The following is a 24533-nucleotide window of genomic DNA, read 5'->3' as shown; positions in this document are numbered from 1 at the left end:
GGACGATCAGGACTCGAGGGCCGCCCCGTTGGCGACCGCGGCCAGGCCCAGCTCGGCGGAGCTCGCCATGAGCGCGTTCTTCGGCACGACGCGCACGGTGTAACCGACCGGGCCTGCGAAGTGCGAGACGGCGCGCACGCTGAACTCCTGCGCGTCGCCCTCGGTGCGCCCGGTCGGGGCCAGCTCGTTGATGCGCACGTGGTGCATCTCGTCATCGGCGTCGACGTCGCCGGAGACCAGCTGGACCGAGACGTCCTCGGCCGTCAGCTCGCCCAGGCGCACCCACGCGGTGAAGAGGTTCTCGGCGCCGACCGGGACGGGGTTCGGCAGGTCGGAGACGACCCGCTCGACGGCCACGCCGGACCACACGGTACGCACCTCGCGCTTCCACTCCGCGAGCTCACCGGCGACGCCGTCGGCGGTGAGGGCGCGCGAGGAGCGCGCGGCCGGCGTGTAGTACCAGGTCGTGTAGTCGCGCACCATGCGGCTGGCGAGGATCCTCGGCCCGAGGTCGGAGATCGTCTCGCGCATCATGCGCAGCCACGCGGTGGGCAGGCCATTGGCGTCGCGGTTGTAGAATTTCGGCACGACCTCGTTCTCGATGAGCTCGTACAGGGCCTCGGCCTCGGCGGCGTCGCGGGCGACCGGGTCCGCGATCGTGTTCGCGGAGGGGATCTCCCAGCCGAAACGGGGCTCGTACCACTCGTCCCACCAGCCGTCGCGCACCGACAGGTTGGCGGCGCCGTTGAGGGCGGCCTTCATGCCGGAGGTCCCGCAGGCCTCGTAGGGGCGCAGCGGGTTGTTCAGCCAGACGTCGCAACCGGGGTACAGCGGGCGGGCCATCGAGATGTCGTAGTCGGGCAGGAAGACGAGCTTGCCGCGCACCTGCGGGTCGTCCGCGAACTGCACCATCTGCTGGATGAGGCCCTTCCCGATGTCGTCGGCCGGGTGGGCCTTGCCGGCGATGACGAACTGCACGGGCCGCTCGGGATCGTTGAGCAGCCTCTTGAGGCGCTCGGGCTGGCTCAGCATGAGGGTGAGGCGCTTGTAGGAGGCGCCGCGACGGGCGAAGCCGATCGTCAGGGTGTTGGGGTTGAGGGCCCCGGGCACCCAGTCGGCGTTCACGCCGCGCACCTCGCAGCTCTTCTCGAGGCGTTCGCGCGCCATCGAGATCATCTCGGCGCACATGCGGCGCTTGAGCGACCACAGCGAGGCGTCGTCGACGCGGTCGAGGGCTCTCCAGTCGTAGCCGTCGACGACGGACTCGGCATCGCTGGTCCTCGCCTCGAGGAGCTCGAGCAGGTCGGGGTGGATCCACGTGGGGTGGTGGACGCCGTTGGTGACCGAGCCGATCGGCACCTCGGTGACGTCGAAGTTCGGCCACAGACCCTGGAACATCTCGCGGCTCACCTTGCCGTGGAGCAGGGAGACGCCGTTGGAGCGCTGGCCCAGGCGCAGGCCCATGACGGCCATGTTGAAGCGGGACGGGTCGCCGCCGGGGTAGTCCTCGGCCCCGAGCGCGAGGATGCGGTCGAGCGGCAGCGGCCTGAAGTCGCTGAACTGGTCGGCGACCTGGTTCTGCCCGAAGCGGTCGATGCCGGCCGGGACGGGCGTGTGGGTGGTGAAGAGCGTGCCGCCGCGGGTCATCTCGAGGGCGGTGTCGAAGTCCGCGCCGTCGTCCATGAACTCGCGGATGCGCTCCAGACCGAGGAAGCCGGCGTGGCCCTCGTTGCAGTGGAAGACGTCGGGCTCGGAACGGCCGGTCAGGCGGCAGAAGACGCGCAGGGCCCGGACCCCGCCGACGCCGAGGAGCGTCTCCTGGGCCAGCCGGTGATTCGAGTCGCCGCCGTAGAGCCGGTCGGTGATGTCGCGGGCCTGCTCGTCGTTGCTCTCGACGTTCGTGTCCATGAAGAGCAGCGGCACGCGGCCGACCTGGGCCGTCCACAGCTGGGCGCGGACGGGCCGGTGGCCCACCGTGATCTCGATGCCGGCCTGCTCCTCGCCGTCCATGAGGGGGCTGATCGGCAGTTCGTGCGGGTCGAGGACCGGGTAGTACTCCTGCTGCCAGCCCGAGGCGTTGAGGCTCTGCCGGAAGTAGCCCTGCGCGTAGAGCAGGCCGACGCCGATGATCGGCACGCCGAGGTCGGAGGCCGCCTTGAGGTGGTCGCCGGCGAGGATGCCGAGACCGCCGGAGTACTGGGGCAGCACGGAGGTGATGCCGAACTCGGCGGAGAAGTATCCGATGGAGGCGGGAGCGCCCTCCGTCTTGGCGGCGAAGCCCTGGAACCAGCGGTCGCCGTTCATGTAGTCGTCCAGATCGCGCTGGACGAACTCGAGGTGGCGCAGATAGCGGCGGTCGCCCGCGAGCGTGTCGAGCCGCTCGCGCGAGACGGTTGCCAGCAGCTTCAACGGGGAGTGGCCGGTGGCCTCCCACAGCTCGGAGTCGAGGGACTCGAAGAGCTCCTGGGTCTCCGGGTGCCACGCCCAACGCAGGTTCAGCGCCAGGTCGTGCAGCGGCTCGAGGGGCTCGGGCAGGACCGGCTGGACAATGAATCTTCTGATAGCTCGCACCCTCCAAGGCTATCGGGCGCGCGACCGGGAGGTGCCGGGCCGCCCATTCGTCCAGCATGTGGGAGTCGGGGCGGACCGGATCGGGTCAGCGCGCGTCGGCGACTCGGTCGGGCCGGCCGGACTGTAGCGTAGATGCGTGTTCAGCAAGTGGAAGTGGCGCTCCCAGCGCCCCGACGAGAACCCTCAGCAGCCCCCGGCCGAACCCGCCGCGGCCCCGGCCCCTGCGCCCGTGAGCGGGTCGGCACCCCAGGCGCAGGCTCCCGCCCCGGAGCCCGAGCGGCCGCGCCACGTGGCCCCCGAGACGGCCGTCGAGCCCGCCGAGGACCCGACCCGCATCCCCGTCCCGCCGCGTCGGGGCGTGCCGAACGGCTTCGGGCGCCTCCCGATCCACAACGTCTCCCCCGTTGTCGAGAACGGCGCCTACCCGGCCAAGGCCGTCGAGGACGAGACCATCACCGTTCGAGCGAACATCTTCCGCGAGGGGCACGACGCCCTGGGCGCCTGCGTCGTCCTCACCGATCCGACGGGCGCCGAGCAGCGCGTCGACATGGCCCAGGTCGAGCCCATGGGCCTGGACATCTGGACCGCCCGGGTGCCGCTGGGGGCGCCGGGCGACTACAGCTTCCGCATCGAGGCCTTCGACGACCGCTGGCGCACCTGGCGCCACAACGCCGCCATCAAGGTCGCGGCCGGCATCGACATCCCCCTCGTGTGCGCCGAGGGCCGCCTCATGCTGGACGAGGCCGCCGAGGCGGCCCGCACCCAGGGCGCCGAGGACGACGCCGCCGTGCTGTCCGACGCCGCCCGGCGCCTCGACCCCCGGGCGCCGGCCAGGCAGCTGGGCGAGGTCGCGTCCGACACGGCCGTCGGCGTCGGCATGGGTCGCTGGCTCCCCCGCCGCCTGCTCACCCCGACCGACGAGTTCCCGCTCGTCGTGCACCGCCGCGGAGCCCAGTTCTCCAGCTGGTACGAGTTCTTCCCGCGCTCGGTCGGGGCCGTCCGCCACGGGGATGGCTCGTGGACCTCGGGTACGCTGCGCTCCAGCGAGCGGATGCTCGAGCGCATCGCCGCCCTGGGCTTCACCGTCGCCTACCTGCCGCCGATCAGCCCGATCGGGCACGCCTACCGCAAGGGCCCGAACAACTCCCTGGCGGCCGGCCCGAACGACCCCGGCTCCCCCTGGGCGATCGGCTCGGCGGCCGGCGGGCACGACGCCGTCAACCCGGAGCTGGGCACCATCGAGGACTTCGACCACTTCGTCGCCCGCGCCCACGAGCTGGGGCTCGAGGTCGCCCTGGACTTCGCCCTGCAGGCCTCGCCGGACCACCCGTGGGTCGTCGAGCACCCGGAGTGGTTCACCACCCGTGCTGACGGCACCATCGCCTACGCCGAGAACCCGCCGAAGAAGTACCAGGACATCTACCCGATCAACTTCGACAACGACCCGGAGGGCATCTACAACGAGGCGCTGCGCCTGGCCGAGTTCTGGATCGGGCACGGCGTGACGATCCTGCGCGTCGACAACCCGCACACGAAGCCGGTCGACTTCTGGGCCTGGTTCGCCCATCATCTGCACGAGCGCCACCCCGAGGTCATCCTCCAGGCCGAGGCCTTCACCCGCCCGGAGATGATGCACGCCCTGGCCAAGGTCGGCTTCCACCTGTCGTACTGCTACTATCCGTGGCGCAACACCAAGGACGAGCTGGGCCAGTACCTCACGGAGCTGTCGACCGAGTCGGTGGACTTCTTCCGCCCGAACTTCTTCACCAACACCCCGGACATCAACCCGCTGTTCACGCGCTCGGGCAATCCGGCCGCCTTCGCGATCCGCATGATCCTCGCCGCGACGATGAGCCCGGCCTGGGGCGTCTACTCGGGCTTCGAGCTGTGCGAGCACGAGCCGCTCAGAGCGGGCGGCGAGGAGTACCTGAACTCCGAGAAGTACGAGTTCCGCCCGCGCGACTACGACGCCGAGCCCAATCTCAACGGCCTGCTCGCCAAGCTCAACTCGATCCGCGCCGCCCACCCCGCCCTGCAGCAGATGCGCGGCACCAAGGTGCTCGAGACGAGCAGCGACAAGGTCTTCGCCTTCGCCAAGCGCGACGGCTGGGACCGCGTCGTCACCGTCGTGAGCCTGGACCCCGACGAGGGCGTCGACGCCGAGGTCCGCGTCGACCTCGGCTGGCTCGGCCTCGACCCCGGGCGCGGCATCCGCGTCCACGACGAGCTGACCGGCCAGGACTTCGACTGGGGCGCCGTCGACTACGTCCGCCTGTGGCCGGCCCAGCCGGCCCACGTCCTGTCGGTCTCGCCCGTCCAGCTCTGACCGGCGACGAGCCGGACGAGCCACCGGTGTGCACCGCCCGTCCGACGCTGCACCCCCACCCAGCACACGGACAACATCTCAGGAGATGGTGACGATCACTGCCGTCGAACCGAACGGACGGGCGAACGGGCCGGCCCCCGGAGGATCGGAGCTGGTCGACTACGACGCCCAACTGGAACTGGCCCTGGCCCTCACGAAACCGAGCGGTGCGATCGACCCGAACGACACCTCGTGGTTCCGGACGGCCGTCTTCTACGAGGTGCTCGTCCGCTCGTTCGCCGACTCCGACGACGACGGCCTCGGGGACTTGGCGGGCCTGACCCGCCACCTGGACTACCTCCAGTGGCTGGGCGTCGACTGCCTGTGGCTCCCGCCCTTCTTCAGCTCCCCGATGAGCGACGGCGGCTACGACGTCTCCGACTTCCGCTCGGTGCAGCCCGGTCTCGGCACCCTGGAGGGGTTCGGCGAGTTCATCGACGCGGCCCACGACCGCGGCATGCGGGTGATCATCGACTTCGTCATGAACCACACCTCGAGCAGCCACCCGTGGTTCCAGGCCTCCCGCACCGACCCCGACGGCCCCTTCGGCGACTACTACGTGTGGCGCGACGAGCCCGACGGCTATCCCGACGCGCGCATCATCTTCCTCGACACCGAGACCTCGAACTGGACCTGGGACGAGGTGCGCGGCCAGTACTACTGGCACCGCTTCTACTCCCACCAGCCCGATCTCAACTACGAGAACCCGAAGGTGCTGGCCGAGATGCTCGACACCCTGCGCTTCTGGCTGGGCTTCGGCGTCGACGGGCTGCGTCTCGACGCCGTGCCCTACCTGGTCGAGGCCGAGGGCACGAACTGCGAGAACCTGCCCGGCACCCACGCCGTCCTCAAACGGGTGCGCCGGATGATCGAGAACGAGTTCCCCGGCCGCATCCTGCTGTGCGAGGCGAACCAGTGGCCCCACGACGTCATCGAGTACTACGGCGACGGCGACGAGTGCCAGATGGCCTTCCACTTCCCCGTGATGCCCCGTCTCTACATGGCCATGGAGCGTCACACCCGCGAGGCGGTCACGACGATCCTCGCCTCGACGCCCCCGCTGCCCGACGGCTGCCAGTGGGGCGTCTTCCTGCGCAACCACGACGAGCTGACCCTCGAGATGGTCACCGAGGACGATCGCCGGTACATGTGGCGTCACTACGCGCCCGATCCGCGCATGCGGCTGAACCTGGGCATCCGTCGGCGCCTGGCCCCCCTCATGGGCGGCGACCAGGACAAGATCCGCCTCATGCACGCGATGCTGCTGTCCCTGCCCGGCTCCCCCGTGCTCTACTACGGCGACGAGATCGGCATGGGCGACGACGTCGGCCTGCCCGACCGCGACGGGGTGCGCACCCCGATGCAGTGGACCGGCGAGAGCCGGGCGGGCTTCTCCCGCGCCGAGCCCGACGACTTCTACCTGCCGCTCATCGCCGACGGGCGCTACGACCCGCGCCACGTGAATGTCTACGACCAGCTGAACGACCCGACCTCGCTGCTGTTCTGGCTGCGCTCGATGCTCGCCACCCGGCGCGACAGCCCCGTCTTCGGCCTGGGCGGGTTCATGGACCTGGGCGGCGAGAACGACGCCGTGTTGAGCTATCTGCGTACCCTGGAGGGCGAGGACGGCACCTGCAGCGTCCTGTGCCTGAACAATCTCTCGCCGGAGCCGCAGGACATCCTGCTGTACCTGCCGGACTTCTCCGACTACCAGACCGTCGATCTCATCTCGGCCCGGCGCCACGAACCGGTCGGCTCCGACCACGAGTTCAGGCACCGTCTGCCGCCGTGGGGCTTCGCCTGGCTCCGGCTCGAGGAACCTCGGGAGGATGATGATGATGAGTGAGTTGCGGACCGATCCGCGGTGGGCCCACGCGCGGGGATCGCGCTGGTTCGCGGGCAAGGACGGCGGCGCCGAGCCGGTGTCCATCCGCCCGCTGGACTGGTTCGTCCCACCGGGCCGGGGCGGGCCCGCGGTCCGCACCGAGATCCTCTCGGTGGCCTACCCGGACGGGCGCACCGAGGACTACCAGCTGCTGCTCAGCTACCGGCCGGACCGTCTCGCCGGCGCCGTCCTCGGGAGCGGACCCGGCGGAGACCGGCGGTGGGTGCACGACGCCACCCGCGACCCGCAGGCCGTCCTCGCCCTCGTCGACGCGCTGAGGGGCGACGGGCGCGGCGCCGACTGGCAGGGGCGCCTCGCCGTCGACGCCCTGCCGGCGGACCCGCGGCCGGTGCGCCCCTTCGAGGGCGAGCAGTCCAACTCGACCGTCTTCCTCGGCGCCAGCGCCCTCATCAAGGTCATCCGCCGTCTCGAGCCCGGCCGCAGCATCGACATCGAGCTGCACGAGGCCCTGGCGAGAGCCGGCGTGCGCAGCACCGACGAGCTGCTCGGCTCGCTGAGCGCCACCCCCGGCGGCGGCGCGCGGGTCGACCTGGCGATGATCACGACCCGCATCGACGCCGCCCGGGACGGCTGGGCGCTGGCCACCGCCGAGGCCGCCGCGGGCCACGACTTCTCCGCCCACGCCGCCCGGCTCGGCCGCGCGCTGGGGCTGGTCCACGCGGCCCTCGCCGCCCAGCTCGGCACCGGCTCCCTGGACGGCGACGCCATCGCCGACGCCATGACCGCACGCCTCGCCGCCGCCGCGGACGAGGTCCCGGCACTGGCCGGGCACGAACGGCGGGTGCGCCGCCTCTTCGACGCCCTGCGCGGCCGGGAGCTGGCCTCCCAGCGCATCCACGGGGACTTCCACCTGGGCCAGACCCTGCTGGGGCGGGACGGATGGCACATCATCGACTTCGAGGGCGAGCCCCTCAAGTCGCTGGCCGAGCGCCGACGCCCCGACAGCCCGCTGCGCGATGTCGCCGGCATGGTCCGCTCCTTCGGATACGCCGCCGCCACCGCGACCGGGCTGGCCCCTGCCGATCGCGAGGACTGGGAGTTGACCTGCGTGAACGCCTTCGTCGGCGCCTGCGTGGACACCGACGAGCCGTTCGTCGGCCGAGACGATACGCTGAGTGCGTATGTGGCGGACAAAGCTGTCTACGAAGTGCTCTACGAGCACCGCAACCGGCCCGACTGGATCCACATACCGCTGAATGCTCTTGAGAGACTGGTCGCTCTCGGGACGTCCGACTAGCGCGCTCCCCCGCGCCACTGCAGAAAGGCTTGGCATGACTCGAACGAATTTCGGGAACCTGACCGGTCGGGACCTCGAGGGTTTCCACACCGGTGGCGACACCGAGGCCTGGCGGCGGCTCGGCTCCCACGTCGTCGAGGTCCAGGACCCGACCCGGGGAGCACTGCGCGGCACGCGTTTCGCCGTCTGGGCCCCCAACGCCCGCCGCGTCCAGGTGATGGGCGACTTCAACTGGTGGCAGGGCGACGACATGGAGCTCGTCCCCGGCTCCGGCGTCTGGGCGCTGTGGAAGGAGGACGTGCTCGAGGGCACGAGGTACAAGTACAAGATCCAGCACGCCGACGGCACCTGGCAGGAGAAGGTCGACCCCTACGCCTTCCACTCCCAGAGGCCCCCCGAGAACGCCTCCGTCGTCTGGACGTCCCACCACGAGTGGGCGCCGAGCGAGGACGAGTGGCTCGCCCGACGGGCCGCGGCCGACCCGTACCACTCCCAGATGAGCATCTACGAGCTCCACCTGGGCAGCTGGCGCAAGGGCCTGGGCTACACGCAGCTCGTCGAGGAGCTGCCCGAGTACGTCCGCTGGATGGGATACACGCACGTCGAGCTCATGCCCGTCATGGCGCACCCGCTGGCGGCCAGCTGGGGCTACCAGGTCACCGGCTACTACGCCGCCGACTCGCGCTACGGCGACCCCGACGAGCTGCGCGTGCTCATCGAGGCCCTCCACGCCGCCGGCATCGGCGTCATCCTCGACTGGGTGCCCGGCCACTTCCCCAGGGACGACTGGGCGCTCGGCCGCTTCGACGGCACGGCGCTGTACGAGCACGCCGATCCGAGGCAGGGCGTGCACCCCGACTGGGGCACCTACGTCTTCAACTACGGGCGCAACGAGGTCAAGAGCTTCCTCGTCTCGAACGCCCTGTACTGGGTCAGCGAGTTCCACATCGACGCCCTGCGCGTCGACGCGGTCGCCTCGATGCTCTACCTCGACTACTCCCGCAAGGAGGGCGAGTGGGTGCCCAACAAGTACGGCGGCCGCGAGAACCTCGAGGCCATCGACCTCCTGCGCTACGTCAACAAGCACCTGTACGAGCGTCAGCCGGGCGTCATGATGATCGCCGAGGAGTCCACGAGCTTCCCCGGGGTCACCAAGCCGGTGCACGAGGGCGGCCTGGGCTTCGGCTTCAAGTGGAACATGGGCTGGATGAACGACTCGCTCGAGTACATCGAGCTCGACCCGATCTACCGGCAGTACCACCACAACGAGATGACCTTCGCGATGGTGTACGCCTACTCGGAGAACTACATCCTGCCGATCAGCCACGACGAGGTCGTCCACGGCAAGGGCTCCATGGTCAACAAGGTGCCCCAGGACGACTGGCGCAAATTCTCCACCCTGCGCACCTTCTACTCGTTCATGTGGGCCTTCCCCGGCAAGCAGCTGCTGTTCATGGGCCAGGAATTCGGCGAGCGCGCCGAGTGGAACGAGGAGGCCGGCCTCGAGTGGTGGGTCGACGGCATGCAGTGGCACAAGGGCCTGCGCGACATGATGCGCGAGATCAACCTGGTGCAGGCCGCCACGCCCGCCCTGTACGAGCGCGACTGCGAGCCCGACGGCTTCAGCTGGATCAACGCCAACGACTGGATGGCCAACACCTTCAGCTGGCTGCGCTACGGCGCCGACCACGAGCGCGAGATCGTCGCCTGCATGGCGAACTTCTCGCCGGAGCCGTACGAGCAGTACGCGATCCGGGTACCCAGGCCCGGCGTGTGGCGCGAGATCCTCAACACATCCGACACCAGGTGGGACGGCGACGGCGGCTACGAGAACGGCGTCCTGACCACCTTCGTCGGCGAGGACGGCACCGACCAGCTCATGGTGAGGGTGCCGCCGCTGTCCGGCCTGTGGCTGGCCTACGACCCGGTCGCCAGCGCCCATCAGGACCGCTGAGCAGCGGATCCGCGCTAGATTCGCAGCTGACGCCGACGGGCCCGACCCCTGAGGGGGCCGGGCCCGTGCCCGTCGCGGCGAGGGATCGGGAGGGGTCCACCATGACTGACGGTTTCCAGGTGCGCGTCGTCGCCGAGGGCGACGTCGGGGTCCTGCACTGGTCGGGCTACGCCGATCAGCCGACCCTCGACGAGGCCGTCTCGCTGGCGGCCGACGACTCCCTCATCGGCCGGGGCCTGCGCCGGGTCGAGGCGAGCATCCCCGCCACCGACAGGGCCGCTCAGCGCGCCCTCCACAAGGCCGGTTTCCGGCGCGAGGGGCGCCGCCGCCGGGTCGTGCCCGACGGCAGCGGCGGCTACACGGACGCTCTGCTGTACGCGCGCCTCATCGAGGACCAAGTCTACGGCATGGGCGCCATGACGGCGATCATGGACTCGGTCATGCCGACCCACCGCGTCATCGGCCACGTGCTCGTCCGCGACGAGACCGGTCGGGTCCTGTTCGTCGAGCCAACCTACAAGGACCACTGGGAACTTCCCGGCGGCGTCGTCGAGGCGAACGAGTCGCCGCGCGCCGGCGCGCTCCGCGAGGTCCGCGAGGAGCTCGGCGTCGAGATCGCCCTCGGCGCCCCGCTCGTCGCCGACTGGATGCCGCCCTACCTGGGCTGGCACGACGCCCTCGAGTTCATCTTCGACGGCGGACGCCTGGCGGCCGGGGCCGTCGAGGACTTCGTGCCCCCGCCCGAGGAGATCCGCGGCTACCACTGGGCGGAGCCGGACGAAATCCCCTCGCGGGTCGAGGACTTCTCAGCCCGGCGCATCGCCGGCATCCTCGACGGCACCGGTCTGGGCTACACCGAGGCGGGCTCCCCCGTCGATCCGCGACCCGGCCCGCGGTGAGCGCGACGAAGCGGTGAGCGCCCCCTGCGAGCCGTCGCCTTGGCGTGTTCGGAGAATCTCGGGACCGCGGCCCCGGGCCGGGCGTCCCGAACAGGTGCGGGAGGGGTCAGGGGCCTCCCGGATGGGCGCGAGGAGTCCAAGAGCTGCCGTTGCGCCCCCTCGCACGACCCGTACATCGTCGTGTCATGACCGTTCCCGGAAAAGGAGGGGTGCTGACCGCCCTCGCCCTCCCCGTGGCCCTCTCCGGGTGCGCCGGGGAGCCGACGTCCTCGTCGTCCGCGGCAGATCCCTCCGCCTCGTCCCCGTCGAACCCCCCGCTCGACTCCGACGGCGCGGTCCTCGTCCCCCGTCCGACGGCTCCTCCCGGCCCACTCCCGATCCCGACGACACCGATGGGGAGGGATCTCACGATCACCGACTTCTTCATGGTCGACGACGACATGACGGAGGACCTCCACGACGTGGCGACGCTGGGGGGCAGACAGAAGGCGATCGGCGGAGGGCTCTCCTACGGTGAGGCCGTCCTCGAGCTGGGACTCGCCATCTGCGCAGGAGCCTCTCTTTCAGCGCGGGTCAGGCGAATGACTCCCGCTCCTCGGACAACGTGCTCCGGATCGAGATCCACACGGACGGGGCGAGCGACCGACTCGTCGACATCGCTTTCGACGAGGTGAAGCCGATCGAGGTCGACGTCTCGAACGTGAACGCGCTCAAGATCGTCATGAAATACCAGACCCACAGGGGCGACTCGTGCAGCTTCGACGGGTCGATCACCGGGGTTGTCCACGGGCTGCGCCTGAAGGCGCAGCCGCCATGCCCGCCTCGAGAAGTCCCGTCCCCGAGCACGACGAGGGGCCTGCGCAGGGCGCGAACGGCGCGCGAGGGCCCCGATCCCCATGGCCGAGGCCGCTGTCGGTCAGGGGAGGGCCTTCGGGTGGGCGACCATCATCACGTGCCTCACCGGCCTCGTCCAGCGCCGTCCTTCCCCCGGCGATGACGGCGGGAGGACGGTATTGGCCGTGCCTCGACCTCCGGGGCGTCGAGGCGTCCTTCGAGGAGCCCCACCGGACGGAGGTGTTCTACACAGGTACGGCGACCGTGGACCGTCGCGCCCGGTACGGGGAGTTCACCCGGCGCGGCCACACCGTGGACAGCGACCGGGTCCGGGTCGTGTCGGGGACCAGGGACGCGTCCGCGGCCTGCTGGGCGGAAACCATGGCCCCGGAGGATGAGCTGACCGCCTCCGTGCGGGCGCTGGGTTCAACGGCGCTGCCGATCGGCCGCTGAGCCGGTGCCCGGGGGCACGACGCGGAAGAGGCGGAGTACCCGGTTCGGGTCGCATTCCGGATCGCATGCCCGGTGCGGGCGGTCATTCCTCCGCAGAGCCCGGTCCCCGTCGTCATCGCCGCGCGGACCGGTCCGCCCCCACGACGGCACGACCCGCCCGGATCCCGCATCATGGATCCGGGCTCCTCCGCGCGGCTCCTCGGGACACCGTCTGCGCCCTGCGGCGCCCGGGCCGACGTCGCTGCGACCGAGCCCGGGGGCGGGGACGACCGGGGGCCGGGCCCTCGGCCCGGCCCCCGGTGGAGCAGCGGTCAGCCCGCGAGGACCTCCGAGACCACCTGCCGGGCACCCTCCTGCAGCTGGGCCAGGTGCTCGGCGCTGCGAAAGGACTCGGCGTAGATCTTGTACTTGTCCTCGGTGCCCGAGGGGCGGGCCGCGAACCAGCCGCCGTCGGTCGTCACCTTGACGCCGCCGATCGCCGCGCCGTTGCCGGGGGCCTCGGTGTAGATGTGGGTGATCGGGTCGCCGGCGAGCTCGGTGGCCTTCACGTCGGCGGGTGAGAGGGCCTTGAGCCGGGCCTTCTGCTCACGGGTGGCGTCGGAGTCGACGCGGGCGTAGTGGTAGTCGCCGAACTCGGCGGCCAGCTTCGCGTAGTGCTGGCTCGGGGTCTGGCCGGTCCTCGCGGTGATCTCGGCGGCCAGGAGATCCATGATGAGGCCGTCCTTGTCGGTCGTCCACGTGGCGCCGCCGAGCTCGAGGAAGGAGGCGCCTGCGGACTCCTCGCCCCCGAAGCCGAGGTCGCCGCTGATGAGGCCGGGGACGAACCACTTGAAGCCGACGGGCACCTCGACGAGCGTGCGACCGAGCTTGGCGGCCACGTTGTCGATCATCGAGCTGGACACGAGGGTCTTGCCGATGGCGGTGCCGGCGGGCCAGCCCGGACGGTTCCCGTACAGGTACTCGATGGCGACGGACAGGTAGTGGTTGGGGTTCATGAGGCCGGCGTCGGGCGTCACGACGCCGTGACGGTCCGAGTCCGCATCGTTGCCGGTGGCGATGTCGTACGCGTCCTTGTTGCGCACGAGCGAGGCCATGGCGTTCGGGCTCGAGCAGTCCATCCGGATCTTGCCGTCGGTGTCGAGCGTCATGAAGTACCAGGTGGGGTCGATGACCCTGTTGACGACGGTCATCGAGGGGATGAGCCTCTCGGAGATGTACTCCCAGTACTGCTCCGAGGCGCCGCCGAGCGGGTCGGCCCCGATGCGCAGGCCCGAGGCCCTGATGGCCTCGATGTCGACGACGTTGACGAGATCCTCGCAGTAGGCGGTGCGGTAGTCGTGGCGCTCCACCTGGGAGGCGGCCCGCTCGTAGGGGATGCGCTCGATGGAGCCCGGGTCGGCGAGCAGCTCGTTGGCGCGGGCGGCGATCCAGCCGGTGGCGTCGGTGTCGGCCGGGCCGCCGTTCGGCGGGTTGTACTTGAAGCCGCCGTCGCGCGGCGGGTTGTGCGAGGGCGTCACGACGATGCCGTCGGCCAGGTCGGCGCTGCGGCCGCGGTTGTGGACGATGACGGCGCGCGACAGGGCCGGGGTGGGCGTGTACTCGTCCTCGCGCTCGGCGATGACGTGCACGCCGGCGGCGACGAGCACCTCGATGGCGGTCTTCCACGCCGGTAGGGACAGGCCGTGGGTGTCCTTCGCGATGAACAGCGGGCCAGTGGTGCCCTGCGAGGCCCGGTACTCGACGATCGCCCGGGTGATCGCCGCGATGTGCGCCTCGTTGAAGGCGCCGTCGAGGCTGGAGCCGCGGTGGCCCGAGGTGCCGAAGACGACCTGCTGGTCGGGATCGGCGGGGTCGGGCTTCATGTCGTAGTAGGCGCCGATCACTTCGTCGACGTTGATCAGATCGGAGGGGAGAGCCGGTTGCCCGGCGCGTTCATGTGCCATGGCCCCATTCTCTCTCACCCGGACCGCACCGCGCAGGGGGTTCGTGCAGCGACCCGGCCCCAATCGTCCCCCGATCCGGGGACCGACCGGACCCCGATCGCCCGGTGGAACAATGGATGCATGAGTCAACCGGTCAATCCGCACAGGGCCTCCGACGCGCCGCAGCGTCAGGGCGCCGCAGCACCCGCCGCCAACGCCTCGTTCAGTCGTCCCGGCGCCATCGATCTGTCCCAGCTGGCGGCCCGGGCCCCCGCCGAGCAGGACCCCTCCGGCCCGGCCGCCGGCGTGGGCAGCTATGCGGTCGAGGTCACCCAGGCCGAGCTGAATTCCGTGCTCCAGCAGTCCATGAACCACCCCGTGGTCATCGCGCTCCTGTCGGGCTCCGACCCGGGCTGCCGACGGTTCCGGGAGACGCTCACGAGAGTCTCCGACGGCGACGCGGGCCGCTGGCTGCTCGCCACCGTCGACGTCGACACCCAGCCGGGCATTGCCCAGGCCCTCGGTGTGCAAGCCGTCCCGACCGTCGTCGCGGTCATCGGCGGTCAGGTCGCCCCGCTCTTCCAGGGCACCGCCGACGAGCAGCAGGTCCGCGCCGTCATGAAGCAGGTGCTCGACATGGCCGTCGCCAACGGCGTGGCGGGCCGCGTCGCCCCCGTGTCGCACCCCGAGGACGGCCCCGACCCGCGCTTCGCCAGGGCCGACGACGCGATGGCCGCCGGCGACTACGCCACCGCCATCGCCGAGTACGACAGACTCCTCGCGGCGAACCCGAAGGACCACGAGGCGGCCGCCGCTCGGGCCACCGCCTCGATGCTCCTGCGCGGCGCCTCCGGCGACGCCCGGGACGCCGTCGCCGCCGCCGACGCCGATCCGCAGGACATCGACAAGGCGTTCGCCGCCGCCGACGCCCAGATCATCGCCGGCGACGCGGCCCGCGCCTTCGAGCGCCTCATCGGCCTCGTGCGCACCACCGCGGGCGAGGACCGGGAGCGCGTGCGCGTGCGCGTCCTCGAGCTCTTCGAGACGATGGACCCGGCCGACCCGGTGCTGCTGGCCGCCCGCCGCGACCTGGGCCGGGCGCTCTTCTGAGCGCCCCGTGCCCCGGCGCCGGGGCACGGGGTCCGCGGCCGGTCCCGCCGGGCCGGGGGCAGGGCCCGTGACCAATGCCGCCCGACGGCGCCAGGTCGGCCGGTCTGTGCGATGATGTCCCCATGGAAAACGAAGATCTCTTCACCTGCATCGACCATGTCGCCTACGCGTGCCCCGATGCCGACGAAGCCGCGAAGTTCTACATCGAGACCTTCGGCTGGCACGAGATCCATCGTGAGGAGAACCCCGACCAGGGGATTCTCGAGATCATGATGGCCCCCGCCGCCGAGCTGACCCCCGACATGACCCAGGTCCAGATGATCAGCCCGATCAGCGAGACCTCCACCACCGCCAAGTGGCTCGAGAAGAACAACGGCCGCGCGGGCCTGCACCACATGGCGTGGCGCGTCGACGACATCGACGCCGTGAGCGCCACCCTGCGCGAGCGCGGCGTGCGCCTGCTCTACGACGAGCCGCGGGTCGGCACCGGCGGCAACCGCATCAACTTCATGCACCCGAAGTCGGGTCGCGGCGTGCTCATCGAGCTCACCCAGTACCCGAAGAACTGAGTCCTCCCGAGCCCCGGCCGATGACGGTCCGGCGGCGGATCATCCGTGGCGCGCCCTGTCGAGGCGCGCCACGGTCGCGTCCGCGCCGCCATCGGCGCCCGGGGAGTGGCCCCGGACCCGGGTGCCCTGCGCCGCCGCCCCGCCGCTCGTGATGGTCCTCTCCCCCGCCGGACTGCCCGTACGATGGGGGAACGTGGTGGTCCGACCCAGACGGTCCGACCCATCGGCAGAAGGAGAGGCCGCCGTGGATGAGGAGAAGACGATGGGAACGGACCCGGCGCCCTTCTCGGATGACGTCCTCGAGGCCCTCAGGGGGATCGACGCACGGCTCGGCGCCCTCGAGGGACGCCTCGCATCCATCGAGGCGGGCCTGCACGCCGACGCCCCGCGGACGCATGCCCCGCCTGGTGGGGCGGCGGCGCCCGCCCCGACCCCGCCGGCGATGCCCGTGGTCCCGCCGGCGATGGGCGCCCCGGTCGTACCGCCACCGCCCCAGCGGACGGGCGTCCCGCCGCAGGCGCCGACCCCAGCCCCGGTCGCGATGCCAGGCCTCGCGGCCCCGGCGATGCCCGTCGTCCCGGCGATGGGCGCCCCGGCCGTGCCGCCACCGCCCCAGCGGACGGGCGTCCCGCCGCAGGCCCCGCCTCCGGGTCCCTGGACCGTGCCGCCTGCCGCCCCCTCGTGGACCGGCGCGCCCGGCCCCGTTCCCCGGGGGCAGGACCCCCTCACCGCGGCGCCGTCGCGCCCAGCCCGCACGGAGAGCCGCGTCGGCACGTACCTCCTCGCGGGCGCGGCGGCCCTCCTCGTCATCCTCTCGGGGGCGACCCTCGTCGCGATGCTCTGGGATGCGATCCCCGACACGGTCAAGGTTGGCGCGGTGCTGGCCCTCGGCGTCGGGCTCACCGCCACGGGGACGTGGCTGGCGCTGCGTCGGCATGTCAGCGGCCTCCACGCCGCGACGGTCATGGGGATCGGCGGCGGTCTCGGGTTCGTCGGGCTCATGGGGGCCTGTCTGCTGGGGATCGTCCCGGCCGTCCCCGCCTTCGCCGCGCTGGGCGCGTGGACCCTGGTGCTCATCGTCCTCGCCGCGTGCACCCGCCTCGTCCTCACGACGGTCATCGCCGCCCTCGGCGGCGTGGCGACGGCGGCGCTCGCCGCCGGGCAGGCCGCCGCGCGTCCCCAGGAGTCCCTGCTCGCCCTGCTCCTCATGGTCTCCTACGTCGGCGCGACGGCCCTCGCGTCGGCCGTCGTGGTCCGGGTCGTGCCGCCGACGGCACGACCCGCCCACCTCGTCGCGCCCCTCCTCCTCGTCGTCGTCACCGCGGTCCTCGCGCCCTTCGAGGGCGCCCACCGGATCTCAGTGCCGGGGACGGCCGCAGCCACGGGGCTGCTCGTCGGCGTCCTCGTCGCGCACCTGCTCGTCCTCACCGCCTGCGCCCGCGCCGCGCAGGACCTCCGGGAGGCTCCGCCGGCCGACCGGGACGGGCAGGGGCCGAGCCCGGCCGCTCGGCCCTCGAACCCGTGGGGGGCCGCCTGGCTGGGCGCGCCCCTCGTCCTCGCCGTCCTGTTCGTCCGCCTCATCGCCCTTCCGGACGCCCCGTTGGACTCGCGCACGAGCTCCCATCTGCTCCTGGCCGTGCTCGGCGCCGCCGCGCTCGCCCGGCTCCTGCCGGCCGTGCGCCCGACGTTCGCCGCATGGGCGGGCCACTGCCTCCTCGCCGCGGCTCTCCTGGCGGGGCTGATCGGCTCGCCCCTGGGCGGCCTGCCGGCGCCGCTGCTCGGCGAGCTCCTGCTCGTCGCCCTGCTCGCCGAGGTCTCGGTGCTCCTGGCCGGCGACGTGTCGGGGGCGTGGGTCCTCGGCCTCCTCGCGGTGCTCGTCCAGGCGGTGGCGGCGAACCGCTGGGACGACTCCGTCGTCGTCCTCGCCAACGCCCTCGCCGTCGTCTGCCTCGTCCTGCTCGCCGATCATCTCCTGCCGGGCAATGGCGCCGTGCGCCCGACCACCCTCGTCGTGGCGGCCCTGCTCGTGTGGCGGGTCCCCCTGACCGCCGCTGCGACGGCCGGCGGGCTCGGCCTCCCGCAGCGGTGGGTACCGGCCCTGGGCTGGGGGCTCTCGGCGGCCGCCCTCGTCCTGCTCGCCGCGCTCGGCCTGGGCCAGGGGCTGCACCGTCCCCTCGCCCTGCTCGCCGGCCGGCACGCCGGGGACCGCGCCCGGCCCGTCACCGGCACCGGCCGCACCCGTCCCTCCTCGTGGGCCTCCGTCATCCTCGCACTCGTCGCGTGGGCGTGGTCCTGGAACTGGACGCTGCTGGACGCCGCGGCGCCCGACGGGGTCGCCGCCGCGCAGGGCCAGCGCATCGTCCTCGGAGCGGCGACCCTCGCCCTCGCGGTCGCTGTCGTGTGGCTGCTGGCCCCACTGCTCGCGCTGCCGTTCCACGGCCTCGTCGCGGCCCTCGTCGGCACCTGGCTCGTGGTCGCGGCGACCCTCCTCGTGAGAGACACGGCCGTGACGGGCGCGGCCGCCGGGGTCGCGATGCTCGTCTCCGGGGCCCTGGCGATCGTCCTCGGTTTCCGCCGGAGGGCCCGGGCCGTGCGCCTCTACGGGCTGTGCCTCGTCATCCTCATGGTCCTCAGGTTCGCCTTCTGGGACCTCGGGGCGCAGAGCTCCCTCACGAGGGTCCTCGCGCTGCTCGTGGGCGGCCTCGTCTGCTTCGGGCTGTCCGTCCTCTACGCGCGGGCGGACGCCCAGTGGGGCGCCCCCTCCCCCGCCGCGCAGGCCGCGCCGCCGGCAGCCCAGCAGGCCGTGGCCTGGCAGCAGGGCCCCGCCCGGCCCCAGCAGCAGGGCGCCCCCGGGTGGGCGCCGCAGGGGCCGACGCCCTGGCCCGGCGGACCGCCGGTCCGGAACGGCGGCTGAGGGGCCGTGGGGCGCACCTGGTCCGGCGGACCGGGCGTCCCCGAACGGGCGGTGCGGCACGATGGTGTCATGAGAATCCGTCGCGGCCTGGCCGGTCTCGGCTGGCGCCTGTCCCCCTACCGTCTCGTCGGCCACGAGCCGCCGTCCGAGCCGGGCGTCTTCCTCGGCGCGCCCCACACGGGCAACTGGGACTTCATCGCCCTCCTCGGCGTCGCCTGGCACTACGGGATGCCGATGAAGGTGCTCATCAAGGACTCCTGGGTCAGGGGCCCCGCAGGCCCCCTCATCCGGGCCATGGGCGGCATCGGCGTCGACCGCTCCCGTCCCGGCGGTCTCGTCGACGAGCTCGTCGCCCGGGCGGGGGCGACCGCTTCCAGCTCGTCATCGCGCCGAAGGGCACCCGTTCGCCACGCGCGCACTGGCCGGTCGGGATTCCGCAGGATCGCCCTCGCCGCCGGGCCGCCCGTCACGCCGGCGGGGATCGACCCGGCGCGCGGGGAGGTCGAGATCGGCCCCACGCTGACGATGACCGACGACGTGCGGGCCGACATGGACGCGATCCGCGCCTCCTGCGCGCGCTTCGGCGCGTCGTCCCGGCCAGGCGCTCCGGGCTCCGCCTGCGCGAGGAGGACGCCGGGCGCCGGGCCCCGACCGGGCCGCACCGCTGAGCCCGGTGTCCGGGGCGGCGAGTCCGCGGCGCGACGGGCCCGCCCCGTTGGTACCCTTCAGATGACCTTCCTCAGGAGCTTTTGATGAGCGATTACACCGACGCCGGCGCTGACGAGTTCAGCGAGGAGACCGGCCTCAACCTCTTCGACGACCGGGCCAGCGCCGCGGGCAGCTTCCCGCACGCCATGATGGGATACGACCGCAGCTCGGTCGACAACTACGTGCGCGACCTCGAGCGCCGTCTCGCCGCGGCGCGTCAACTCAACCGCGACCGGCTGCGCGACCTCGAGTCGCTCAAGGCCCAGCAGGGCACCACCGACTTCACCCGGCTCGGCGCGCACGCCACCGCGCTGCTGCGCGCCGCCGAGGCTCAATCCGACGACCTCGTCTCGAAGGCGGGCATCGAGGCCGAGCGGATCAAGGAGGAGGGCCGCCGCGTCGCGGCCGACCTGCGCGCGAACGCCCAGACCGAGGCCGACGACATCCGCGTCTCCGGCATGACGAATCTGCGCACGATGCGCGAGGAGCTCCAGCGCCAGAGCCAGGCCGTCCTCGACGAGGCCAAGGCCCAGGCCGGCACTCTCGTCGAGACGGCCCAGCGCCAGGCCCGGACGATCACGGACGAGGCCGAGCACACCGCCGCCATGACGCGCCGCACCGCCGAGGGCGAGGCCGAGGCCTCCCGCAACCAGCTCGCCAAGGAGGCCGCCGACGCGGCGACCGCCTCGCGCAACGAGGCCGACCAGATCACCGGCTCCGCGCGCACGCAGGCCGAGCGGATCATCGCCGACGCCACCGCCGAGGCCGAGCGGATCAAGGCCGACGCCACCGCCGAGGCCGAGCGGATCAAGGCCGACGCCACCGCCGAGGCGGAGGACCTGCTCGCCTCGGCGCGCACCGAGGCCTCCGAGACGCGGACGAAGGCCGAGCAGGAGGCTGCCGATCTGCTGCGCTCCGCCCGCGCCGAGGCCTCCGAGACGACGTCGAAGGCGGGCCGGCTGGCCGCGGACACCGCGAGCGCCGCCCAGGGGCAGGCCGAGAAGATCCTCGAGGAGGCCCGCGCCGGGGCAGACGCCATCCGCGTCGAGGCCAACGAGGCGGCCCGGGCGCGCCAGGAGGAGGCCACCGCCCAGGCCGAGCAGATGCGCGCCGAGATCGCCGAGCTCTACGCGGCCGCGACGAAGGCGACCGAGGAGTCCACCCGTTCGGTGCAGAAGCAGACCGAGGAGGCCCGCAGGATCACCGACGAGGCGCTCGAGAACGCCGAGCAGATCAAGATCGAGGCCGCGAACACGGCCGAGGCGACCGTCGCCGCGGCCAACCGCCAGTCGGCCATGATGAAGGACCGCCTCGAGGAGCAGTACTCCTGGCGCAAGGAGCAGCTCCAACGCGAGACCAACGCCCTCCAGCTGCGCAAGGACACCCTCGTAGCCCAGCTCGCCGACATCCGCGAGCTCGGCGAGGAGGCCGCCGAGGACTTCGCCGACGCGGACGGGGCGGAGCCCCCGGTCGACGTCGCCCTGCCCGAGGGCGGGGACGACCGGGGCGACGAGGACGCCGAGGACACCCGCGAGGTCCACATCACCGACAACGAGGAGTGGCTCAAGGAGGCCCCGCCCGAGGACGCCGGGGCCGCCGCCGACGAGCCGACCGCCCTCATCAACACCGAGGAGGTCGTCGCGGCACCGGCCGCCCAGCAGCACGGGAGGAAGCGCCGCTGAGGGACGCCCGGGCGGAGGAGGGGCGGCCGCTCGACGGCCCTCGGCTCAGAAGAGCCGCTCGGCGGCGTTGTCGATGCCGCGCAGCGCGTCGTAGTCGACGGTGAGGCAGGTGATGCCGCGGTCGGCCGCCAGGACGCGCGCCTGCGGCTTGATCTCCTGAGCCGCGAGGACACCGCTGACGGGCGCGATGAGCGGGTCGCGGTTCATCATCTTGAGGTAGCGGGTGAGCTGCTCGACGCCGTCGATCTCGCCGCGCCGCTTCACCTCGACCGCCACGTAGGCGCCCCGGGCGTCGTGGAGCATGATGTCGACCGGCCCGATGGGGGTCGGGTACTCGCGGCGCACGAGCGTGAAGCCCTCACCGAAGGTGCCGGGGTTCTCCGCCAGCAGGGCCTGCAGATGGGCCTCGACGCCGTCCTTGCGCAGCCCGGGCTCGACGCCCAGATCGTACTCGCTGTCGTCGATGATCTCGGCGATGGCGATCTGGAGGGTGTCCTCGCCGCCCCGGACCGTCCACACCTGGTCGATCCGCTCGTCCAGCTCGGCCGTCGTCGCGGCGAGGTCGGCCGGCGCATCCCGGACGGTGAGCGTGCACGGCGGGGTCATCCAGTTGAGCGGCTTGTAAGCGCGGTCATCGGCATGGACGGACACGGCCCCGTCGGCCTTGATCATGATGAGGCGGGTGGCCATCGGCAGATGGGCCGTGAGCTTGCCGCCGTAGTCGACCTGGCACCGGGCAATCACCAAACGCACCCGACCACGGTATCAGCAGCGCCGCCCCGCCGGTGCGGCGCCGGGCACGGGCCCGGCGCCCGACTAGTCTTGGGGCGTGGCACACCGTCGTCCGAGCAAGCACACGCGCCCCGCGCGCCCGCTGCGGCTCGCCTCGTACCCGACCAGCGCCGTCAAGCGCGACGGCCGCTGGGTCGTGCGCCGGATCCGCGCCGGGCGGTCGACGAAGGACTACCGCTGCCCCGAGTGCGACGGGATCGTCTCCGCGGGCACCGCCCACGTCGTCGCCTGGCCGCACACCCCGCCGATCGGCTCCGGCTCGGGCCTGGACTTCCGCCGCCACTTCCACGGCTCCTGCTGGGAGCGCCGCCCGTGAGCGGGGCCGTCGGGCTGCACACCGCGACGATCGGCTCCGGCCCGGTGCCGGTCGTCCTCCTCCACGGCCTGCTCGGCCAGGGCCAGAACCTGTCCACGGCGGCCAGGGGCATCGCGGACCTGGCAACGAGCCTGCTCGTCGACGTGCCGAACCACGGCCGTTCGGGGCGGACCGAGCACGTCGACTACCTGGAGCTGGCCGACGTCATCGCCGCCGAGCTGCGCGCCCGCGGCGCCGCCGAGCGCCCCGTCGTCCTCGTCGGCCACTCGATGGGCGGCAAGATCGCCATGTGCCTGACCCTGCGCCACCCCGACCTCGTCGCCGGGCTCGTCGTCGTCGACGTCTCACCCGTCGACCACGACGGCGCCGAGTCCTTCGGCCGGATCATCGACGCGATGCTGGCGCTCGACCTGACGCGGCTGCGCTCACGCGCCGAGGCGGACGAGGCGCTCGCCCCGGCCATCCCCGATCCGACGGTCCGCGGCTTCGTCCTGCAGAACCTGCGACGCACCGACGACGGGCCGGGATGGGCGTGGCTCGGCGACCCGCGCCTGCTGCGCGCCGAGCTGGACGTCGTGTGCGGCTTCCCCGACATGGCGGGCGCCCACTGGGACGGCCCTGTGCTGTGGGTCGCCGGAGCCGACTCCGACTACGTGCAGGACCGCCACGAACCGGTCATGCGCGCGCTCTTCCCCCGCGTCCGGCTGGTCCGCGTCCGGGGCGCGGGCCACTGGGTGCACGCCGACCGTCCGCAGGTCTTCATCGGGCTGCTGCGGGCCTTCCTCGCCCCGTGGAGCGCCGGTGCGGGGACTCGCCCCACGCGCCCCGGAGGCGGTCTCAGCCCAGCGTGACCCGTCGCAGCGTCGTGTCCGCAGCCGGGGAGGGCGAGGCGCCCTGGGCGAAGCCCTTCTCGGCGATCTGCGAGAGCACCTGCCGGCCCGCCTCGTCGACGGTGCCGAGCACGGGGTGGTCGCCGGAGATCGTCGAGTCGGCGTAGGTCATGAAGAACTGGCCCCCGTCGTGCTCGGGATCGGCCAGCGCGACCGTGCCCGCCGGGTAGCCGCACTCGGTGCGGTCCCCGTCCGAGCAGCTGACCAGCGGCGAGCCCGTCTCGGGGCTGAGGCCGTAGCCGGAGGTGCCCTTGCCGGTGCCGCCGGGATCGCCGCACTGGAGGACGAACAGCCCCGCCGTGGTCAGCCGGTGGCATCCCGAGCCGGTGTAGTAGCCCTGCTCGGCCAGCGACTCGAAGGAGTGCACCGCGCAGGGGGCCGCGGAGCGGTCGAGGGTGACGGTGATCGTCCCGGCGCCCATCGACAGCGTGACGGTGGCGGTGCCGGAGGCCGGCACCTGCTCCCCGTTCGGCGGGTCGACGGGCCGCGCCGGGCCACCGGTGACGGTGTACTCGCAGGTGACGCGGGCCACGGAGGCCGACCCGGTCCCGGGGCCCCCGGGCGTCGGGGCGCTCGCGCACCCGCCCAGCACCAGCGCGGTCGCCGCCGCGATCCCCACGAGCGTCGTCGTCCTGCCCATCTCATCGACCTCCCTGCTGCCTCACAGGGTGCCATCCTCCGGGCCCTTCTGCACGGCGCGCCATGCCGGTTACCCTGAGCCCATGGTGAATCTCACACGCATCTACACGCGCACCGGCGACGCCGGCAGGACGAGGCTGTCGAACAACGAGGAGACGGCCAAGACCGACCCTCGCGTGGAGGCCTACGGCTGCACCGACGAGACCAACTCTGCCCTCGGCGTGGCGCTCGCGCTCGGGCCTGACGAGAAGCTCCGCGAGGCGCTCGTCCTCATCCAGAACGAGCTGTTCGACGTCGGCGCCGATCTGTCCAATCCCGTCGTCGCGAACCCCGAGTGGGAGCCGTTGCGCGTCGTCCAGTCCTCGATCGACCGTCTCGAGCGCTGGTGCGACGAGTTCGGGGAGCCGCTGCCGAACCTGCGCTCGTTCATCCTGCCCGGCGGCTGCCCCCTGGCGGCCCAGCTGCACATCGCCCGGTCGCTCGCCCGCCGCGCCGAGCGCAGGGCCTGGGAGGCCGTCGAGGCCTTCGGCCCCGAGGACGAGCGGGCCGAACCGCACGGCGGGGTCAGCCTGTTGGCCGTGAAATACCTCAACCGTCTGTCCGACCTGCTGTTCACCATGGCGCGCTACGCGAACCTGGTCGCCGGGCACGATGAGGTGCTGTGGCTGCCCGGCGGTGAGCGCAACGCCGCGCACGCCGAGCAGGTCGCCGCCGCGAGGCCGGTGCACCGCTCCGCCGGCGCGCAGTGATCCGTCCCGTCCCGCCAAGCGGA

At 72.5% G+C, this 24533-nt stretch carries 19 protein-coding genes; 14 read left to right on the top strand and 5 right to left on the bottom strand.

Translation table 11 applies throughout. The annotated features are described in order from the left end of the window. Positions 1–6: 6 nt before the first annotated feature. Positions 7–2571 (bottom strand): alpha-glucan family phosphorylase, encoded by a 2565-nt coding sequence (gene glgP, locus K336_RS0100770; protein WP_028706030.1) that lies wholly within the window; start codon positions 2569–2571, stop codon positions 7–9. Positions 2572–2707: 136 nt separating this feature from the next. On the opposite strand from glgP, the gene K336_RS13405 reads away from it, so the two are divergent. The 5 genes from K336_RS13405 (at position 2708) to K336_RS19965 (ending at position 10932) form a co-directional block, all read left to right on the top strand. Next, a complete protein-coding gene (locus K336_RS13405; RefSeq protein ID WP_051245273.1) occupies positions 2708–4897 on the top strand; it encodes an alpha-1,4-glucan--maltose-1-phosphate maltosyltransferase in 2190 nt (729 codons plus the stop codon). Positions 4898–4982: 85 nt separating this feature from the next. Continuing rightward, positions 4983–6782 (top strand): maltose alpha-D-glucosyltransferase, encoded by a 1800-nt coding sequence (gene treS, locus K336_RS13400; RefSeq protein WP_051245272.1) that lies wholly within the window; start codon positions 4983–4985, stop codon positions 6780–6782. After that, entirely contained in the window at positions 6775–8079 is a 1305-nt protein-coding gene (locus K336_RS13395; protein ID WP_162142541.1) for a phosphotransferase, read from the top strand. The genes treS and K336_RS13395 overlap by 8 nt, the downstream gene beginning before the upstream one ends. 34 nt (positions 8080–8113) lie before the next feature. Then, the gene (gene glgB, locus K336_RS0100750; protein WP_021797708.1) at positions 8114–10033 is read left to right on the top strand and encodes a 1,4-alpha-glucan branching protein GlgB; all 1920 of its coding nucleotides are present in this window, start codon (positions 8114–8116) and stop codon (positions 10031–10033) included. 101 nt (positions 10034–10134) lie between these two features. Continuing rightward, positions 10135–10932, top strand: a complete 798-nt coding sequence (locus K336_RS19965; protein ID WP_021797711.1) for an NUDIX hydrolase — start codon at positions 10135–10137, stop codon at positions 10930–10932. A gap of 573 nt (positions 10933–11505) precedes the next feature. Here K336_RS19965 and K336_RS0100740 read toward each other — a convergent pair. Further along, positions 11506–11706 (bottom strand): hypothetical protein, encoded by a 201-nt coding sequence (locus K336_RS0100740; RefSeq protein WP_028706029.1) that lies wholly within the window; start codon positions 11704–11706, stop codon positions 11506–11508. 300 nt (positions 11707–12006) lie between these two features. Here K336_RS0100740 and K336_RS13385 point away from each other — a divergent pair, with 300 nt between their 5' ends. Beyond that, a complete protein-coding gene (locus tag K336_RS13385; protein ID WP_043149916.1) occupies positions 12007–12219 on the top strand; it encodes a hypothetical protein in 213 nt (70 codons plus the stop codon). Positions 12220–12530: 311 nt separating this feature from the next. On the opposite strand, the gene pgm is transcribed toward K336_RS13385, so the two are convergent. Beyond that, positions 12531–14162: a phosphoglucomutase (alpha-D-glucose-1,6-bisphosphate-dependent) gene (gene pgm / locus K336_RS0100730; protein WP_028706028.1), complete on the bottom strand. Its 1632-nt coding sequence runs from the start codon at positions 14160–14162 to the stop codon at positions 12531–12533. Positions 14163–14282: 120 nt separating this feature from the next. On the opposite strand from pgm, the gene K336_RS18265 reads away from it, so the two are divergent. The 5 genes from K336_RS18265 to K336_RS16675 all read left to right on the top strand — a co-directional run bounded on the left by K336_RS18265 (position 14283) and on the right by K336_RS16675 (position 21124). After that, the gene (locus K336_RS18265; protein WP_021797703.1) at positions 14283–15251 is read left to right on the top strand and encodes a tetratricopeptide repeat protein; all 969 of its coding nucleotides are present in this window, start codon (positions 14283–14285) and stop codon (positions 15249–15251) included. A 122-nt stretch (positions 15252–15373) separates the two neighbouring features. Then, the gene (gene mce / locus K336_RS0100720; RefSeq protein ID WP_021797710.1) at positions 15374–15820 is read left to right on the top strand and encodes a methylmalonyl-CoA epimerase; all 447 of its coding nucleotides are present in this window, start codon (positions 15374–15376) and stop codon (positions 15818–15820) included. Positions 15821–16064: 244 nt separating this feature from the next. Then, positions 16065–18734 carry a DUF2339 domain-containing protein gene (locus K336_RS13380; RefSeq protein ID WP_043149913.1) on the top strand — a complete coding sequence of 890 codons (2670 nt, stop codon included), beginning with the start codon at positions 16065–16067 and terminating at the stop codon, positions 18732–18734. A gap of 69 nt (positions 18735–18803) precedes the next feature. Then, a complete protein-coding gene (locus tag K336_RS13375; protein ID WP_051245270.1) occupies positions 18804–19487 on the top strand; it encodes a lysophospholipid acyltransferase family protein in 684 nt (227 codons plus the stop codon). Then, positions 19487–21124 (top strand): hypothetical protein, encoded by a 1638-nt coding sequence (locus K336_RS16675; protein WP_051245269.1) that lies wholly within the window; start codon positions 19487–19489, stop codon positions 21122–21124. The genes K336_RS13375 and K336_RS16675 overlap by 1 nt, the downstream gene beginning before the upstream one ends. Positions 21125–21169: 45 nt before the next feature. Here the strand turns inward: K336_RS16675 and nucS are convergent, their stop codons facing one another. Continuing rightward, the gene (nucS, locus tag K336_RS0100700; protein ID WP_021796976.1) at positions 21170–21877 is read right to left on the bottom strand and encodes an endonuclease NucS; all 708 of its coding nucleotides are present in this window, start codon (positions 21875–21877) and stop codon (positions 21170–21172) included. A 76-nt stretch (positions 21878–21953) separates the two neighbouring features. Here nucS and K336_RS19535 point away from each other — a divergent pair, with 76 nt between their 5' ends. Further along, positions 21954–22232 (top strand): hypothetical protein, encoded by a 279-nt coding sequence (locus tag K336_RS19535; RefSeq protein WP_021796977.1) that lies wholly within the window; start codon positions 21954–21956, stop codon positions 22230–22232. Then, the gene (locus tag K336_RS13365) at positions 22229–23083 is read left to right on the top strand and encodes an alpha/beta fold hydrolase (RefSeq protein ID WP_081660453.1); all 855 of its coding nucleotides are present in this window, start codon (positions 22229–22231) and stop codon (positions 23081–23083) included. Before K336_RS19535 ends, K336_RS13365 begins: the two co-directional genes overlap by 4 nt. Here the strand turns inward: K336_RS13365 and K336_RS0100685 are convergent. Beyond that, positions 23070–23762 carry a peptidylprolyl isomerase gene (locus K336_RS0100685; RefSeq protein WP_021796979.1) on the bottom strand — a complete coding sequence of 231 codons (693 nt, stop codon included), beginning with the start codon at positions 23760–23762 and terminating at the stop codon, positions 23070–23072. The two genes, K336_RS13365 and K336_RS0100685, sit on opposite strands and share 14 nt — an antisense overlap. An 82-nt stretch (positions 23763–23844) precedes the next feature. Between K336_RS0100685 and K336_RS0100680 the strand changes: the two genes are divergently transcribed. Then, entirely contained in the window at positions 23845–24510 is a 666-nt protein-coding gene (locus K336_RS0100680; RefSeq protein ID WP_028706026.1) for a cob(I)yrinic acid a,c-diamide adenosyltransferase, read from the top strand. Positions 24511–24533 lie beyond the last annotated feature (23 nt).

This window comes from Propionibacterium acidifaciens DSM 21887, from assembly GCF_000426605.1.
GTDB lineage: Bacteria > Actinomycetota > Actinomycetes > Propionibacteriales > Propionibacteriaceae > Propionibacterium > Propionibacterium acidifaciens.
The sequence above is the reverse complement of the archived record's forward strand: the minus strand, read 5'-3'. Positions and strand labels throughout refer to the sequence as shown.

Coding starts and splice junctions, on each gene's coding strand:
- K336_RS13395 (WP_162142541.1), top strand. CDS start 6,775: ATGAGTGAGTTGCGGACCGATCCGCGGTGGGCCCACGCGCGGGGATCG.
- K336_RS19965 (WP_021797711.1), top strand. CDS start 10,135: ATGACTGACGGTTTCCAGGTGCGCGTCGTCGCCGAGGGCGACGTCGGG.
- glgB (WP_021797708.1), top strand. CDS start 8,114: ATGACTCGAACGAATTTCGGGAACCTGACCGGTCGGGACCTCGAGGGT.
- treS (WP_051245272.1), top strand. CDS start 4,983: ATGGTGACGATCACTGCCGTCGAACCGAACGGACGGGCGAACGGGCCG.
- K336_RS0100680 (WP_028706026.1), top strand. CDS start 23,845: ATGGTGAATCTCACACGCATCTACACGCGCACCGGCGACGCCGGCAGG.
- K336_RS16675 (WP_051245269.1), top strand. CDS start 19,487: ATGAGCGATTACACCGACGCCGGCGCTGACGAGTTCAGCGAGGAGACC.
- K336_RS13375 (WP_051245270.1), top strand. CDS start 18,804: ATGAGAATCCGTCGCGGCCTGGCCGGTCTCGGCTGGCGCCTGTCCCCC.
- mce (WP_021797710.1), top strand. CDS start 15,374: ATGGAAAACGAAGATCTCTTCACCTGCATCGACCATGTCGCCTACGCG.
- pgm (WP_028706028.1), bottom strand. CDS start 14,162: ATGGCACATGAACGCGCCGGGCAACCGGCTCTCCCCTCCGATCTGATC.
- K336_RS0100685 (WP_021796979.1), bottom strand. CDS start 23,762: ATGGGCAGGACGACGACGCTCGTGGGGATCGCGGCGGCGACCGCGCTG.
- K336_RS18265 (WP_021797703.1), top strand. CDS start 14,283: ATGAGTCAACCGGTCAATCCGCACAGGGCCTCCGACGCGCCGCAGCGT.